The organism is Rhodococcus yunnanensis NBRC 103083 (assembly GCF_001895005.1).
In the GTDB taxonomy this organism is placed as follows: domain Bacteria; phylum Actinomycetota; class Actinomycetes; order Mycobacteriales; family Mycobacteriaceae; genus Rhodococcoides; species Rhodococcoides yunnanense.
Window position 1 is genome coordinate 99,984 of record NZ_BCXH01000016.1, and the last position, 15,406, is coordinate 115,389.

12 protein-coding genes are annotated in these 15,406 nt (G+C 64.0%); 4 read left to right on the forward strand and 8 right to left on the reverse strand.

Annotated elements, in window-relative coordinates:
• Nucleotides 1–113 precede the first annotated feature (113 nt).
• The 8 genes from RY1_RS22330 to dcd form a co-directional block, all read right to left on the reverse strand.
• The gene (locus RY1_RS22330) at nucleotides 114–1,166 is read right to left on the reverse strand and encodes a fused (3R)-hydroxyacyl-ACP dehydratase subunits HadA/HadB (RefSeq protein ID WP_072806238.1); all 1,053 of its coding nucleotides are present in this window, start codon (nucleotides 1,164–1,166) and stop codon (nucleotides 114–116) included.
• 132 nt (nucleotides 1,167–1,298) lie between these two features.
• Nucleotides 1,299–2,243 (reverse strand): Hsp70 family protein, encoded by a 945-nt coding sequence (locus tag RY1_RS22335; protein WP_072806239.1) that lies wholly within the window; start codon nucleotides 2,241–2,243, stop codon nucleotides 1,299–1,301.
• Nucleotides 2,244–2,357: 114 nt separating this feature from the next.
• A complete protein-coding gene (locus tag RY1_RS22340) occupies nucleotides 2,358–3,167 on the reverse strand; it encodes a class I SAM-dependent methyltransferase (protein WP_245819867.1) in 810 nt (269 codons plus the stop codon).
• 153 nt (nucleotides 3,168–3,320) lie between these two features.
• Nucleotides 3,321–3,611, reverse strand: a complete 291-nt coding sequence (locus tag RY1_RS22345) for an ANTAR domain-containing protein (protein ID WP_072806240.1) — start codon at nucleotides 3,609–3,611, stop codon at nucleotides 3,321–3,323.
• Nucleotides 3,612–3,930: 319 nt separating this feature from the next.
• On the reverse strand, nucleotides 3,931–4,797 hold the full coding sequence (locus RY1_RS22350; RefSeq protein WP_072806241.1) for a hypothetical protein: 867 nt from the start codon (nucleotides 4,795–4,797) through the stop codon (nucleotides 3,931–3,933).
• A gap of 91 nt (nucleotides 4,798–4,888) precedes the next feature.
• A complete protein-coding gene (locus RY1_RS22355) occupies nucleotides 4,889–6,337 on the reverse strand; it encodes a CYTH and CHAD domain-containing protein (protein ID WP_072806242.1) in 1,449 nt (482 codons plus the stop codon).
• A gap of 74 nt (nucleotides 6,338–6,411) precedes the next feature.
• Nucleotides 6,412–7,788 carry an Hsp70 family protein gene (locus RY1_RS22360; RefSeq protein WP_072806243.1) on the reverse strand — a complete coding sequence of 459 codons (1,377 nt, stop codon included), beginning with the start codon at nucleotides 7,786–7,788 and terminating at the stop codon, nucleotides 6,412–6,414.
• Nucleotides 7,789–7,896: 108 nt separating this feature from the next.
• Complete coding sequence (dcd, locus tag RY1_RS22365) at nucleotides 7,897–8,475, reverse strand: dCTP deaminase (protein WP_072806244.1); 579 nt, start codon at nucleotides 8,473–8,475, stop codon at nucleotides 7,897–7,899.
• A gap of 213 nt (nucleotides 8,476–8,688) precedes the next feature.
• Between dcd and RY1_RS22370 the strand changes: the two genes are divergently transcribed.
• From RY1_RS22370 to RY1_RS22385, 4 genes are all read left to right on the forward strand, one after another.
• Entirely contained in the window at nucleotides 8,689–9,444 is a 756-nt protein-coding gene (locus RY1_RS22370; protein WP_139279952.1) for a hypothetical protein, read from the forward strand.
• Nucleotides 9,441–11,567 (forward strand): Rv1355c family protein, encoded by a 2,127-nt coding sequence (locus RY1_RS22375; protein ID WP_072806246.1) that lies wholly within the window; start codon nucleotides 9,441–9,443, stop codon nucleotides 11,565–11,567. The genes RY1_RS22370 and RY1_RS22375 overlap by 4 nt, the downstream gene beginning before the upstream one ends.
• Nucleotides 11,568–11,639: 72 nt before the next feature.
• Nucleotides 11,640–13,487 (forward strand): putative bifunctional diguanylate cyclase/phosphodiesterase, encoded by a 1,848-nt coding sequence (locus tag RY1_RS22380; RefSeq protein WP_072806247.1) that lies wholly within the window; start codon nucleotides 11,640–11,642, stop codon nucleotides 13,485–13,487.
• 95 nt (nucleotides 13,488–13,582) lie between these two features.
• Nucleotides 13,583–15,385: a putative bifunctional diguanylate cyclase/phosphodiesterase gene (locus RY1_RS22385; RefSeq protein ID WP_245819869.1), complete on the forward strand. Its 1,803-nt coding sequence runs from the start codon at nucleotides 13,583–13,585 to the stop codon at nucleotides 15,383–15,385.
• Nucleotides 15,386–15,406 lie beyond the last annotated feature (21 nt).

Genomic DNA, 15,406 nt, shown 5'->3' on the forward strand with positions numbered 1-15,406 from the left:
AGAACTAAAAGTTTTTTTACGTGACTGCGCATTCACGATCAACTCGGTCGATCCGGTTATCGTGCAGCACACCGGCGGCACGGAGTGGTTTCGTCCCCGTGCCGCCGCCGGGCTCAACCCAGTTGCACGGTCGCGCTCGCACGGTGTCCGAAGATGCGCTTGCCCTCGAAGGTCGCACCGAGCGAGACGACTGCGGTGCGAGCGTCGGCGTCGAGCGACTTGATCTTGCCGCTGAACTGCAATTCGGCGGCCTTGTGCGGGCCGACCGGGATCGGAGCGGTGAACCGGACCGTGTAATCCTTCACCGCGCCGGGATCACCGATCCACGAAGTGATGTATCCACCGCCAAGACCCATCGTGAGCATTCCGTGCGCAAGAACGTCGTCGAGGTCGATCAACTTGGCGAACTGCTCACTCCAGTGAATCGGGTTCGCGTCACCGGCGACTCCGGCGTAATTGACCAGATCACCGCGCGTCAGTCGAAAAGTCTTCTCCGGCAGAAGATCTCCCACCGAGACCTCGTCGAACTTCACCGCGGGAGCCGGCACGTGCTCGACGACCTTCAGCGGTGGATGCTCGACCTGTTCGTCTTCGTGCTCGGACGCGTTGGCACGGGCAGCCGATGTGGTGGCTCCGTGCATCACGAGATTCTCGGCTGCGTCGATGATGCCGGTGTCGACATCCCCTTCGCGGCCTATGAGAAGCGTCGTATAGGTCGTCTCGACCAATTCGTTGCGCTGGTTGGACACGATGTTCTTGGTGACCATCATGTCCTTGCCCATGACTTCCTTGTAGGAGTCGAGCGAGACGTCGCAGTGCAGTTGGTCTCCGGCGTGGATCGGCTGATGGAATTCGAGGATCTGATCGGTCTGCAGCATCTGACTGAGGTCGAAGCCGACCGCGATCTTCTCGAGCAGGCGACGCTGCGCAAGCGTTCCGACGAGGGAGATGAATGTCAACGGCGCAACCAGGCTGCCGTGCCCGGACTCCGACGCCGCATCGGAATCCCAGTGGACCGGATTGAAGTCCTGAACCGCGCGCGCGTACTCGCGTACCTTCTCGCGGCCCACCTCGTAGTAGTCGTCCGTGCGGTAGTGGCGGCCCACCATGGCGCGCACGTGCTCTGCGGGATCGACCGCGGGTGTAGTTGGCTCATTCTCACTCATTCAGGAAAACTTACCGGGCACGCCGGCCCTGGTACACACGAGACAAGCGCCTTGTGGAACCTCATAGGCCGCCTGCAGCTCCCTCGTTGCCGTCCACAGCAAGTCCTTCCCGGCCCGTCACGCCGACCCCCATCACGCCGATCGATGCCGGGGTACGAAATCGAAGTCCGACGCCGGTGCCGCTATTCGGCCGACAGCGGCCAGCGGCCGATGGAGACGACTACGCACAGCGTCGGCGGCGAGTAGAGCCGCCCCGTGCGCCGTCAACGACTCGGGCAGCGACGGCACCAGTACCGGTAGCTTCAGATCACGTCGGAACACTCTGCGCAGCGAAGGAATGTGCGCGCAACCGCCGACGATCGCGAGTGCATTGACCGAGCTGGGCGCGTCGACGATGACACTGGCAGTCCAATCCTCGACGGCCCGCACCGCGTGGTCCACGATCTCGTCGAACGAACTTCGCCACAGCCTCACCGGCCCTCCGACGAACGGGCCGGGCACCTCCGCGACGCGCAGACTCGACAATTGCTCTCGGCCGTAGCGGATCGCCGTCTGCAGGCTGTCCAGCGTGGTGCTCGACACCAACTCGTCGGCGCCGTAGGTCCCCAGCAGATACCGACGGACCGCGTCGTCGCACACCGCGCCGCCGAAGATCGCTGTCCGACGCGAGCAGAACACCTGTCCCGACGCCGGATCCACCACCGAGACCGTGGTGCCCGACGCACCGAGATCGCAGATGGCCACCGTCCTGATCCCGTCGAGCTGGCCGGTACCGCGCAGGAATCGCAATTGCGCGCCCAACTCCGAGACCACCATGAATCGGCCGGCGTCGTGCGTCGAGTACGCGGATGCGGAGGTACGTGAGGCGGGGTCGTCCGGAACGGCGAGCACGATGTCTGCTCGGTCGACGTTCTGGACCTGCGCCATCGATTCGAGGAGTTCCAGCGCTGCCCCGACGTGATCGGCCGGTTCGAACGAGCGAGCAACACTGGCCGAACAGACGGAGTCATCGGCTGCGTCGAGCGCCGTGGCACGAGCAGTCGCGGTTCCGACCGACACACCAAGCACCGTTCTCATGATTTCCTCGGCTTCAGGTCACACGTAATCCGACCAGCAGATACTAGCCTCGAAATCAGTCCGTGGGTAGGTCCAGGGAGTATTTTCCAGTCTTGGAGTTTGTTTTGTGAGGCTTCACGCAAACCTGAGCCGAGTGATGCTCGGCCGGAGGTCTCGCACAGTGGGCATCCGTGCCACTCGTCGCAGTATCGGCGATTTCCAGGCGCCGCGCCCGGGAGGAAGCACAATGTCGTCGACCGCCCCGATGCCCGGCATCACATTCACCAGCGCGGACGCCTCCGAGTACGAGAAGGCGAACGGCATCGGCGGGACGGTGTATCGGTCGGACATCTTCAGCCCGTCGAGGGTCCTGTTACGGAACCACATCGGTATCGAGTCGAAGATGAAGTGCCCACCGGGGAACCGTCGCGCGCAGTCCGCGATCAACGCCAATGCCTCCTCCCGATCGAAGTACATCAGCAAGCCCTCGGCGGTGATCACCACTCCGCCGCGGGGATCGACCTCGTCCATCCAGCCACGATCGAGCGCCGACGACGCAATCTCGACGACCGAGTCTTCGTGCGGTAAAAGGCTTTTCCGCACGCGAAGCACCGGTTCCAGATCCACCGACAGCCACCGCACATCACGGCGACCCAGTCGCCAGTAACTGGTCTGCAAGCCCTCACCGAGTGCGACGACCGTCGCGTGTCGATGCGTCGCCAGGTACTGCCACACCGCATGATCGAACGCGAGCGCTCGCAGCGGATGCGACTGCGAGGGCTTCCCGAACTTGCCCCAGTCGCATTCGATCCTGTCGAACACCTCGATCGCCAGAGGATCCTCGAAAGCCGAGTCGGGACGTGTCGCCTCGACCGCACGATTGCGAAGCGTCCACAGCGACGTCTCCGACACTCCGGTCAGAGCTGTGCTGTCGATCCGTTTCACGCCTCCTCCTTCACCTCGACTCAGGCTACCTACATGACACTTAGGCAACCCTACATCGAGATGAGGAGAAAAAAATCTTACGCTGGGAGACAACAGCTTTCAGTCACACAACAGCTCTCGGTCCGCCAACTTCGGTCAGGTGACAACTCTCGATCAAGCGACGTTGTCGATTCGCGACAGAGACCGGCGATCGGCCAACAGATCGCCCCATTCGTCCTTGACTGCCGCGGCGGGAGTCGACTCGACCGCCAACTCACGCGCAGTGGCCACCAGCGATCGAGCGGACTGCAACAGACTGACGTCGAAATTGTAACTGTGCGCAACCAATTCTTCGAAAGCCTGCTCCGGCGTATAACCGCGCAATGCGATGAGTACGCCGACCGCCCAATCGATACTCGTTCGAGAAACCGGCACGGAGTCGAAACCGTCGTGATTATCGTTCATCGAGCCTACCTACTGTCCATGAGTGGTCATGTACGCGAAACATTCTGCATGTCAACAACTTCGATAATGCGTTGAGAGAACGGTGTCGAGTTACGAACAGCGCGTACAACACACATGCGGCGACAGGACGGCTGTGGAGCCGAATACATTCGCCGGTCGAATCATGAACCGATGGTAGCCCGATATTCATGAACTCGGCCACAGGAAACTGGCGATAATTCACCTCTGTTCGCAGAATTCACACGAGGTTCACAAATGCGCGTGAATACCACCGTGTGCGAGGAGTGACGTCTGGCTGTTACTCCGCGTGCACGGGCAGTTACTCCGCGTGCACGGGCTGGGACGTCGCATCACTCGTCGTGGTCTCGGTCGACTCACCGCCGGAGGCGGACGTGGTGGTCGCGACTGTCGTGGTGGTGATGGCGGTGGTGTGTGGCGGCACGACCGAGGTGGTGACAGGAGACGACACATCCTGTCCGGGCGATACACCCTGCCCGGGCGGGGGCGATACTTCCGTCATCGGAAATGGCGTATACACCGGTGGACGCACGATCACGATCTCCGCTGTCGGCTCCAGAACGGGCAGAACCGGTTCCGCTGCAACGGAACCCGGTACAACCGTCGGCGCCGCGGCCGCCGGGGACACCGGTGTCGGATGAACGGCCTCGACGGGTATCACTCCGGTGGGTTCGGCGGGCGATTGCGTCGTCACCGCCCATGCGGTGACGACGCCGAGCGCGGCGAGTGCACATGCCGCTGCGGTCGTCGCAGGCCAGAAACCGCGCCGTTCCTCCGGCCGTACGACTCGATGCGACACTGCAGGCTCGACCACTGCGGCCAGCAGCGCAGCGGCGACGTCGGGGGAATAACCGTCGACGAGGCGTGGGTCGAAGATATCGAGCACGAGGACGGGTTCGGGTTCGCTCTCGGCGAGCGCGTCGGCGACCAGCAGGCGTTGCAACGAGTCCTCGCACACGACCGCGGCGCCGACGACGAGCAGGTCGTTCTGCGCCGCTTGTATCCGCATGAACCCGAGCGCGGACGACACGGCTCCGGCGATGCCGCCTGGCGCGGTTGCCACCTGCACCGTTCGAGATGCGACGGGACCGAGCTGGGGAAATTCGATGTCGACGAGCGAAGCAACGACCTCGTAGGTGCCGACGTGCACGCCGAGAGCAATACGCACGTTGCCTTCGCCCCCTACGGTCGAGTCGACCGCATCGGGGCGGTCGGTTTCCTTACGATCACATTACCTTCGCCCGGTACCGACCACGCAATCAGATATCCAACCCGGACACTTCGGCGCGAGCCGACTCCGCTGCTCGAACCTCGCGGGCGTAGAGGATTCCGAACGTGAAGCCGTTCTCGCCCGGCGTCACCCCGGCTACCCTCCCGAGTTGCTTCAGCGTCTGGGCCGCGACGACCGCGTCCTGGTGCTCACCGAGCACCTCCTGCACCGACTTGTACCGTGCGATCCTCGCCTTCGCTTCCTTCTTGCCGACGATCGGCTGCACCAGTTCGGCCGCATACCGGGCGCGTTTGGCCGCCTTGCGTGCCCGATGCAACGCCTCGTCGTCGCCGTGCTCGACGGCGGCCGAGACACGTTTGCTCACCTTTCGGCCTGCCTTGCGTGCCAGCTTGTCGAGCGCTTCGGCGTCGACACCATCGCTGCCGGGCGCGAGAGGAAGTGCCCGCGACCATTCGGTGACGGTCGCCAACAGCTGTCGATACCGTTCACCGCCCAGTTCCGCCGTCACGAGTTCGCGGTGGCGGATCTGCTCGGCCAGCAGATCGTTCTCGATCCGCGCGGCAACCGGCCCGAGGACCAGCTCGCCGGGCAGCTCGCGCACCGACTCGGCGAAGCGTGCACGCTGCACCTGACGGTCCCGAACCTCACCGAGAAGTCCTGCATACCACGATAGTTCGCTGTCCAGATGTTCCGCGGCACCCTCGTCGAACAGGTCGGCGAACACGCGTAGCGTGCTCCGATATCGCCGAATCGCGACGCGGGTGGGGTGAATCGGGTCGAGCCCGCGCCGGAGATACACATCCCCGGCGAAGACTGCCTGGGCCTGCTGCTCCAGATACTCGTCGAGCACACCGATCGCCGCGGGCAGGGACTTCTCGGACGGGGTCGCCAACGCGCGATGCAGCTTCGACGGGTGCGCCGACCTTCTGGCACCGGCGGCTCGCAACGCCTTGCCCGCCTTGCTCAACGTCTTTTCCGAACCTGCGGGCCCCAGCTCGACCTCCAGCTCTCGCCACCCACGGCCCACCGCGCCGTCCACCTCGACGGTCACCGCATCATCGGCGACCTCGGCGAGCACCGTGCCGTCCGCGTCGGTCACCACGTGCACCCGCCGAAGCGAGGTCAAGGTCGCCACCGGCGCCAGCGGCTTCCCCAATCGGGCACCGGCCAGAAGCGTCGTCAGCTCCTCCGGCACCTGCGCGTCGTCGCCCGTCCCGAGCGGTAGCCGAATCTCGGTGCGCGCCTTGTCCGCCGGAACCTTGGCGTGCCACCCGTTGTCCGCGTCGCCGCGCCTGCGCCGCACGGTGATACCGCGCCGGAGGAGGTCGAGTTCGGAGGTGTCGTAGTAACTGCTGATCAAACGGACTTCGGCGACGTCGACGGCACCTCCCGATGGAATCAGGTCCGTCAGGGGCGGGAGAACGAAATCCGAGTCCGCGTCGAACTTGTCCTCGCGTTCGGTCTGTATCGAAGCCATGCCCCCAGTCTGCCGGAATCAGGTGAACGGCAGGCGATCATCGGCCAGGAGACCTCATCAGCCCGGAGAACTCATCAGCCCGGAGAACTCGTCGGCTTCGGTGACGTCGAGGAGGTTCGCGTCGCAGACGAGGACGTGGCCGGGGAAGGTGAGCTCGACGCGGGTTCCCGCGTCCTCGTCGTCGTGGGTTCCTGTGTGGTGCGTTCGACGGTCGTGGTCGTCGGATCGGGCACCCGCTTGGTGGTCGTCTTCGGAACGGCGGTCGTGGTGGGCATGGTCGCCACCCGATCGGCACTGCTCGGGATCGGCGCGGGGGTCGTCGTCTCGCTGCTCGACGCGGCACTCACCGGCGGGACCTGCACTTCGGTCACCGGCGGCGCCTGCACTGCGGTCATCGCCGGCGACGGATTCGAGGTGGAGGTCGCGGGGCGCGTTTCCACCACCGACGTCGCCGCGTCGTCGCCGGATGCGGCCGCGGCGATGGACGTGGCGACTCCGCCTGCGACGAGCACGGCAACAGCGCCCCCGAGGTATCGAGACCGCGTCAGACGAGCCAGACGCTTCGACGAGGAATCGCTGTGCCTCGGGCCGCCTCCTGCGCGGGCACGCGCAGGGCCTGCGAAGATCGCGCGCGCCGTACCCGCAGCTCCCTTCGCCGCCAGCAACTGAGGGTCGACGGGTACGAACACCGGCACCGACACCGCGTCGAACAGCGATTGGCGGACGATCTGCATGTTGGCACCGCCCCCGACTGCGAACAACGCGTCGACTCGCGCGGCGCCGGCGATCATCGACTCGGCGAGCGTGACCGCGTCCCGAACGTTCTCGCGGACGAGGTCGTCGAGATCGCTACGGTGCAGCCACGCCGTCTCCGGCCCGAACGGCGCACGGACGGCCACTGCCGTGACCCCGGACAGTTCCTCTTTTGCGGCACATACCTGCTCGACGAATCTGTGGTCCTCTTCAGGAGCACGAGGTGACCAGGAGGGGTGACGTTCGAGCAGAAACCGCGTCAGTGCGGCGTCGCATCCGTCGCCGGACAGAACCGTGCTTCGACGCGAGAGATGCACTCGCCCGGATTCACGATCGACGATCGATACGGTGACTCCGCCTGCCCCGACGTCGAACAGAACGATGGTCTGTTCGTCGGCCAGGTCGCCGGATTCCTGCAGTGCGCCGATCTGGGCGCCCAGGTCGGTGACCAGCGCGAGCCCGCCGACGTATTCGACGCCGTACGCCTCGGTCGGATTCTTGTCACGAAGCGCGAGAACCGGTGTCGTCGACGCGTGTGCCAGCGTCCCGACCGCCGATGTGACGGCTCTCCACTGATCCTGCGCGTCGATCGGCGGCCGCGCGAAGGACTCGGTACTCGTCGGCGGCGCCGTGGACAGATCGAACGATATTCCGTGGATGCCGCTCACGCCGAGGGATGCGCCGAATACGGCGGTCATCGAAAAACCTCACTCCGGTAAGCCCCGACCCACGCGGTAAAGATGTCAGGCTACACCGAAACCCGGCCCGGCGACGGTTACCGGAGTCGAATCAGACCGATCGGACGGTCAGTCGACCGGTGACTGCACGAAGTTCAGGTACGCCTTCGACGGCGTCGGACCGCGCTGGCCCTGGTACTTGGAACCGACCGCTGCACTTCCATAGGGATTCTCGGCTGGACTGGACAGCCTGAACAGGCACAACTGCCCGATCTTCATCCCCGGCCACAGCGTGATCGGCAAGTTTGCGACGTTGGACAACTCCAACGTGATGTGTCCGCTGAATCCAGGATCGATGAATCCCGCCGTCGAATGCGTCAGCAAACCGAGCCGACCGAGCGAACTCTTGCCCTCCAACCTGCCCGCGAGGTAGTCCGGCAGCGACGTCAGCTCCAAGGTCGACCCGAGTACGAACTCCCCCGGATGCAGCACGAACGGCTCGCCTTCGGACGGCTCGACGAGGCTGGTCAGCTCGTCCTGCTGTTTCGACGGGTCGATATGGGTATAGCGAGTGTTGTTGAACACGCGAAAGAGTTTGTCGAGCCGCACATCGACACTCGACGGCTGAACCATCGAGTCGTCGAACGGCTCGATGCCGAGGTTGCCGGTGGACACTTCGGCACGAATATCACGGTCGGAAAGCAGCACACTGCAGGCTAACGTGCCGCCGGACAGCAACGACGGGTGCACCACGTAAGCCCCGGTTGCTACCGGCCGGTATCTACCTCCTGCCGCGATGTAGCGAGGAGGGGCCGCACACAGATAAATCTTCGCGTTGCTCACATTCCGGCAATTAGCCCTGATAATGAGCAATGTCCATTAATTCACGCCTCAATCAAAGGCAGTCACACAAGGATGACGATGAATTCGACCTTCGTGCTCGATCGGGGAGCCAGGGAACGAAAGCGTTACCCCGTTCCCATTCCTTCGGATTCGACCTATTTCGACCTTGATCTACAGTGCACAGTTCTCGCGACTACGCCGAGCGAGCGGCCCGATCTCTGGCGAGAGTTCGTCGAGGGCGCACTGGAAAGCTATTCGCATTTCGGAGTGGAGAAAGCTCTGGAGTACGACCGAATCGTCGACGGATCGTCGACGTCGCTCTTCTTTGCCGCTCTCGACGACTCGGGACGGATCTGTGGCGGCCTGCGAGCTCAGGGCCCGTATTCACTTCCCGACCAAACCCATGCCGACCTGGAATGGGTGAGTTCACCGCAGGGCCGAACATCGCTGCGTTCGATGGTCGCCGCCCGTCTACCGCACGGCGTCGTGGAGATGAAAACGGTGTGGTCATCGGTACGCGGGCCGCGTCGCGGATCACCGGGTTATCTCGGTGCGATCGGCGCATCTTTGGCGGCAGCTGCTCTCGGATGCCGATTCACACTGGCGACGAGTGCCGATCACGCGATGGGGCCCTATCTCGACTCCGGCGCAGTGATGGCAGCCGATATCGAACCCGTGCCTTATCCCGACGACCGCTATCGGACGCGGATTCTCTGGTGGGATCAACACACGATTGCCAGCACGACAACGAGCGCGAAATATCGTCAGATCTCACAAGCAGTCGACGCATTGCTCGGCCGCAACAACATTTCGACGGAGGCCGCAGCATCATGACCGAGCAATGGCAAGCGATTGTTCTCGACGAGACGAATACCGATGATCGCGCCGAACTGGACCGACTTCGCGCCGATCCGACGGTGGAGTTTCTCGACCGTCTCGCCGAACAGCGAGCCGGTTTGGCGAGACTGACACCGCCTCCGACACAGGATCTACTCGACGAACCGATGCGATGGATCCACTATCCGTGGCGGCGCACCGTCGTCGCCACGCTCGGGCCGGTCGGTTTCCGTCACCTCCGCCTCGACCGGAACAGAAACAAGATCACCGCGGAGGAGCAGGACCGGCTGTCGAAGTTGACGATCGGCATCGTCGGGCTCAGCGTCGGGCACGCGATCGCGTACGCCCTCGCACTCGACGGCGTGTGCGGCGAACTGCGACTGGCCGATTTCGACGAGATCGAACTGTCCAACCTCAACCGAATTCCGGCGACACTCCTGGATCTGGGGCTGGGTAAGCCCGTCGTCGCGGCACGACGCATCGCCGAACTCGACCCGTACCTGCCGGTCACGATCGACGACCGAGGGGTGACGTCGGAGACCGCCGACAGCTTCGTACGCGGACTCGACCTCGTGATCGAGGAATGCGACTCCCTCGATGTCAAGATTCTGCTGCGCGAACATGCGCGTGCACACCGCGTGCCCGTCATCATGGAGACGAGCGATCGAGGGTTGCTCGACGTGGAGCGATTCGACGTCGAACCCGATCGCCCACTGTTCCACGGTCTGCTCGGCGACATCGAATCGAGCACGCTGGAGAACCTGTCGACCCACGACAAGGTCCCCTACGTTCTCGCCCTTCTCGGCGCCGAGGACCTCTCGGCACGGATGGCAGCGTCGATGATCGAAGTCGACCGCACGACGACCACGTGGCCGCAACTCGGCAGCGAGGTCGGACTCGGCGGTGCGTCGGTCGCCGGTGCGGTGCGCCGCTTCGGACTCGGCCAGCCACTGGAGTCGGGTCGGGTCCGAATCCACATCGACAGCCATCTCGACGAGCTCACCGCCCCCACCGGTGCCGTCCACATCGGAGTCGACAGCGATACCGAAAAGAGCGAGGACAGTTCTGCACCTGCCTCGTCCACACCCGCCGAAGCGATCGCCGACGCCGCCAACAGGGCCCCGTCGGGAGGCAACGTGCAGCCGTGGAACATCACTGCCGATTCCTCCTCGGTCAGGTTGACTCTCGCCCGCGACCGTACGTCCGGCCTCGATGTCGCATACCGAGGAAGCCATGTGGCCATCGGCGCTGCGTTGTTCAATGCGCGGGTCGCCGCGGCGGGCCTCGGTGTGCTGGGCGAGACCAGCATCGAGCCGATCGACGACACGGTCGAAGTGTCGATTCGATTGGGCGAGGGCAACGATGCCGCACTTGCCGACAGATACGACCGAGTTCTCTCGCGGGTCACCAACCGACATCTCGGCACTCCGCAGATCATCGACAGTGCGACGGTGGCAGCGCTGTCGGCCGCGGCCGAAGCCGAGGGCACGCGTCTGGCGTTGGTCACCGATCGCGCCGATATCGATCGGATCGCCGAGATCATCGCTGAATCGGATCGCATTCGCTACCTGACGAAGTCGCTGCACTCGGAGATGATCTCCGAGCTTCGGTGGCCGGGACAAGCAGATCCCGACACCGGAATCGACGTGTACGCACTGGCACTCGACGAGACCGATCGAGTCAAGCTCGAGGTCTCGCGTCGGCCGGATGTCATGGCGCTGCTTCGTGATTGGGACGCAGGTGTGGCATTGGGCGAGGACAGTCACGACCGCATCACCTCCAGCTCCGCCCTGGCGGTGACGGTGGTGTCCGGCCACTCCCCCGCCGATTTCGTCCGCGGCGGTTCGGGCACACAGAACGTATGGATCACCGCCGAGGAGCACGGACTCGCGGTACATCCAGCGTCTCCGGTGTTCATCTATGCCCATCGAACCGCTGAATTCCTCGAACTGTCGGCGCACTACGCAACTGCACTCGCTCTATTGAAACAGCGCTTCGACCACGTGATCGGCCTGAAAACGGGAGAGTCGATTGTTTTGGCTCTCCGGTTGTCGCACACCGACACCGAGGCCGTTCGGAGTCGGCGACGAAGTCCTCTCGAAAGACTCTCCACCAGGTAGAGTCGGGCGCCGTACACAGAATTCGAGCGGTTCTCCGTGGCCGCGGGGCGTCGAGACGATCGGGGAGAACAGATGGGCCGGATCCGTAGTCTCGACGCTCTGGTCACCGACGTCGCGTCGCAACTCATGGGAGTCGACGCGGCGTCCGTACTGACCGCGTACACGCGAGTGCTCCGCACGCTCGTCGAGTACTTCGGTGTGGACGCCGGTTACCTCCGGCACACCGACTACGACCACCGCTCGACCGTGATGATCGCCGAGTGGCCTGCCAGGCCTGACGCCCCCGATCCGGATCCGCTCGGCGTCGTCTACTTCGCCGATGCCGACCCCGTGTTCGCCGCGTGCGAGCATCTACTGCTCCCCAAGGTGTTCCGGCCCCGCCCGGACGAGGAAGAATATCGCCGACGGGTCGAGGCCGCCTCCGGTTACGCGGTCACCTCGATGTCCGTCGTGCCGCTGGTGCAGGGCAAATCGATCGGCTGGGTCGGATTGATCAAGAGCGGTGACCGCGACTGGTCCGATCAGGAAACCAATGCCCTCGTCGCGATCGCCTCGATGTTCACGCAGGTTCACGCGCGGATCGTGGCCGAGGAATCTCTGCGCACGGCAGCAGAACACGATGCGCTGACCGGACTCTCCAACCGCAGGGGCGTCACCGACGATCTGGAACGCCGCCTCCGCGACGGCCAATCCGGCGGTCCCGTCGCCGTGTTGTTCCTCGACCTCGATCGGCTCAAGGCGCTCAACGACTTCTACGGCCACACCGCAGGCGACGCATACCTGTGCGCACTGGCCGACACACTGCGCGCCGTCCTCGATTCAGACGCCACCGTGTCGCGGTGGGGAGGCGACGAGTTCGTGGTCGTGCTGCAGCCGTCGGCGATCGACGGAAAGACCGTCTCTCCCTACGACGTCGCACTCCGCGTGCTCGAGGCCGTCGCCACCACCAAGGTCCTCATCGCGGGTGATGCCATCAACAGAACAGCCAGTATCGGTGTCACGACGGCGTATCCCGGTGTCGACAGCGTGCACGAGGTCATCGCCAACGCCGATCAAGCTGCGCTGGTGGCGAAGCGGACGGGCGGAAACAGTGTCGCTCTGTTCGATTCGACGATTCGCGCCCGCAACGCCATGCGTAACGACGTGGAACTACACCTTCATTCTGCAATCGAGGACGGCGAGCTCGTGCTGCACTACCAGCCCGAGGTCGATCTGCGCACCGGTGCGATCACGGCCGTCGAGGCACTTGTCCGTTGGCAACACCCCTCACGCGGGCTGCTGCCACCGGCCGATTTCATCGACATCGCCGAGTCCTCGGACCTGGCAACAGAGCTGGGTCGCTGGGTCATCGAGGAAGCGCTTCGCGCATACGGCAACTGGACTCGCGATCTTCCCGCGCTCGACATCGTCATTCGCGTCAACGTCTCTCCTGCCCAGCTGCTCGCGACCGAGTTCGTCGAGATCGTCTCGCGCGCATTGCAGACCAGTTCGGTGCGTCCGACCCGGTTGTGCCTGGAGATCACCGAGAACGCGGTCGTTCAGGACACCGGCCAGACCGCGAAAGTACTCACGATGCTCCGCGAACTGGGTGTGAGCATCGCGATCGACGATTTCGGAACCGGTTTCAGCTCGCTCGCGCACCTGAAGATCCTTCCGGTCGATGCACTGAAGATCGACCGCGAGTTCGTCGAGCATCTCGATTCCGATCACAGCGACCAGGCCATCGTCAGGTCGATTGCGTCGTTGGCCAAGGCATTCGAACTCGATCTGATAGCCGAAGGGGTAGAGACGATCGCCGCGAAAGCCGAACTGCTCGCCGTCGGATGTACTCGAGCGCAGGGGTACCTCTTCTCGCGTCCGGTGCCCGAGGCGGCCATACGCGACATGCTCTCGCAACCCACATTTCTGACGGGCGAATGACTTTCCCACGAATTCCCAGGTAATGTCTTCCACGCTGGGCTCGGGGGCCAAGAAGGTAGGAGAGGAAGCTGAACCAGCGTCGGAGTCTCGATGTTGTGGTCACCGATGTCGCAACCGAGCTGATGGGCGTGGATGCCACGACGGCCCACGCTACCTACGTGTCGGTGCTACGCGATCTCGTCAACAGCTTCGAACTCGACATAGCGTTCCTCCGCCACACCGATTTCGAGGCAAGTACCACGGTACTCACCGCCGAGTGGCCTCCTCGGCCTGACGTCGCCGATCCCGATCCACTGTCCGTCGTGGCGTTCGCCGGAGCCGAACCGGTCTTCGCGTCGACCGAGAACCTCGACGACATCCGTGTCATCCAGGCCGGCGACGGTATCGAGGAATACCGAACGTTGGTCGAGTCCGCATCGGGATTCGTCGCCGAGACGATGGCTGCAGTGCCACTGATCGACGACGGCACAACCGTGGGAGTGCTCGGCTTCGGCAACCTCTCGGGTCGCGAATGGACCGAGGACGAATTCAATGCGTTGCGCGCCATTGCAGCGCTGATGACGCAGGTACACGCCAGGGTCGCGGCCGAGAACAGGTTCCGCCACGCCGCGTCCCACGACGAACTGACGGGTCTGTTCAACCGCCGAGCCTTGTTGCAGCACCTGCACGCTCGGCTCGACGATCCGTCGTCCGGGCCGGTCGCGGTCCTCTCGCTCGACCTCGACCAGCTCAAGACCATGAACGACTTTCTCGGCCACCTCGCCGGGGACGAGTACATCGTCGCGATCGCCGACGTCCTTCGCGCCGAAATCGAATCGGATGCCTTCATCGCACGGTTGGGCGGGGACGAATTCGTTCTCGTCCTACGCGGACCGGCCAACGCGTATACCGCCGACCTTGCTGCACATGCCGTCCTGCAGGCCATTTGGCGACTGCAGATGCCCGGAATCGACAGACATCGTCGCTCCAGGATCGGCATCGCCGTCGCGCATCCCGGTCAGATATCCGCCGAGGCGGCCCTGCGCCGCGCAGACCAGGCCGCCCTGATCGCAAAAGCCAACGGCGGCAGAAACATCGCCCAGTTCACCCAGGCGGTGCAACATCAGAGCGAACTCCGCAGCGACGTCGAGGTCCACCTGCGCAGCGCAATCGAAAGCGACGCACTCGTACTGCATTTCCAGCCGGAGCTGGATCTCACGACAGGGCGGATCACCGCCTTCGAGGCTCTCGTGCGGTGGCAGCATCCGATTCGCGGCCTGCTCCCGCCGTCGGCGTTCATTCCGGTCGCAGAGGCAACCAACCTCGCCGGCGAGATGGGTGCGTGGGTGCTCGATCGTGCCTGTCGCACTCTCGCCGAGTGGCAGGCTGCGATTCCCGGTCTCGATTTGTCGATGAGGGTCAACGTCTCTCCGGCGCAGCTCGTCGCACCCGACTTCGTGCGCAACGTCGGTGCGGTGCTGACGAGATACCGGATCGCGGCCGCGTCACTGTGTCTGGAGATCACCGAGGTGGCGGTCGTGAAGGATCTCGAACGGACCCGCCGAACTCTTCTCGGATTGAGACGTGCCGGGGTGCATGTCGCGATCGACGACTTCGGAACCGGTTACAGCTCGCTCTCACACCTCAAGGAACTGCCGGTCGACGCCTTGAAGATCGATCGGGCCTTCGTCACCAATCTCGGTACCGCCGACCACGACGATCTCGCGATCATCGAGTCCATCGTCGGACTCGCCACCTCCTTCGGACTCGACGTTATCGCCGAGGGTGTCGAAACACGCGAGGCAGTGGACATCCTTCTCGCGCGTGGCTGCACCCGAGCCCAGGGATACCTGATTTCGCGGCCGGTCCCCGCCGAGGATGCACTCGAACTTCTCCGCGACGTCACCATCGACATCTGACGGTCCGCGCTACTGCTAGAG

Bases quoted from the DNA above. Each gene is read 5' to 3' on its own strand.
- RY1_RS22375 (WP_072806246.1), top strand. From the start codon at position 9,441: ATGACCGAGCAATGGCAAGCGATTGTTCTCGACGAGACGAATACCGAT.
- RY1_RS22360 (WP_072806243.1), bottom strand. From the start codon at position 7,788: ATGACCGCCGTATTCGGCGCATCCCTCGGCGTGAGCGGCATCCACGGA.
- RY1_RS22355 (WP_072806242.1), bottom strand. From the start codon at position 6,337: ATGGCTTCGATACAGACCGAACGCGAGGACAAGTTCGACGCGGACTCG.
- RY1_RS22330 (WP_072806238.1), bottom strand. From the start codon at position 1,166: ATGAGTGAGAATGAGCCAACTACACCCGCGGTCGATCCCGCAGAGCAC.
- RY1_RS22370 (WP_139279952.1), top strand. From the start codon at position 8,689: ATGAATTCGACCTTCGTGCTCGATCGGGGAGCCAGGGAACGAAAGCGT.
- RY1_RS22380 (WP_072806247.1), top strand. From the start codon at position 11,640: ATGGGCCGGATCCGTAGTCTCGACGCTCTGGTCACCGACGTCGCGTCG.
- RY1_RS22345 (WP_072806240.1), bottom strand. From the start codon at position 3,611: ATGAACGATAATCACGACGGTTTCGACTCCGTGCCGGTTTCTCGAACG.
- RY1_RS22335 (WP_072806239.1), bottom strand. From the start codon at position 2,243: ATGAGAACGGTGCTTGGTGTGTCGGTCGGAACCGCGACTGCTCGTGCC.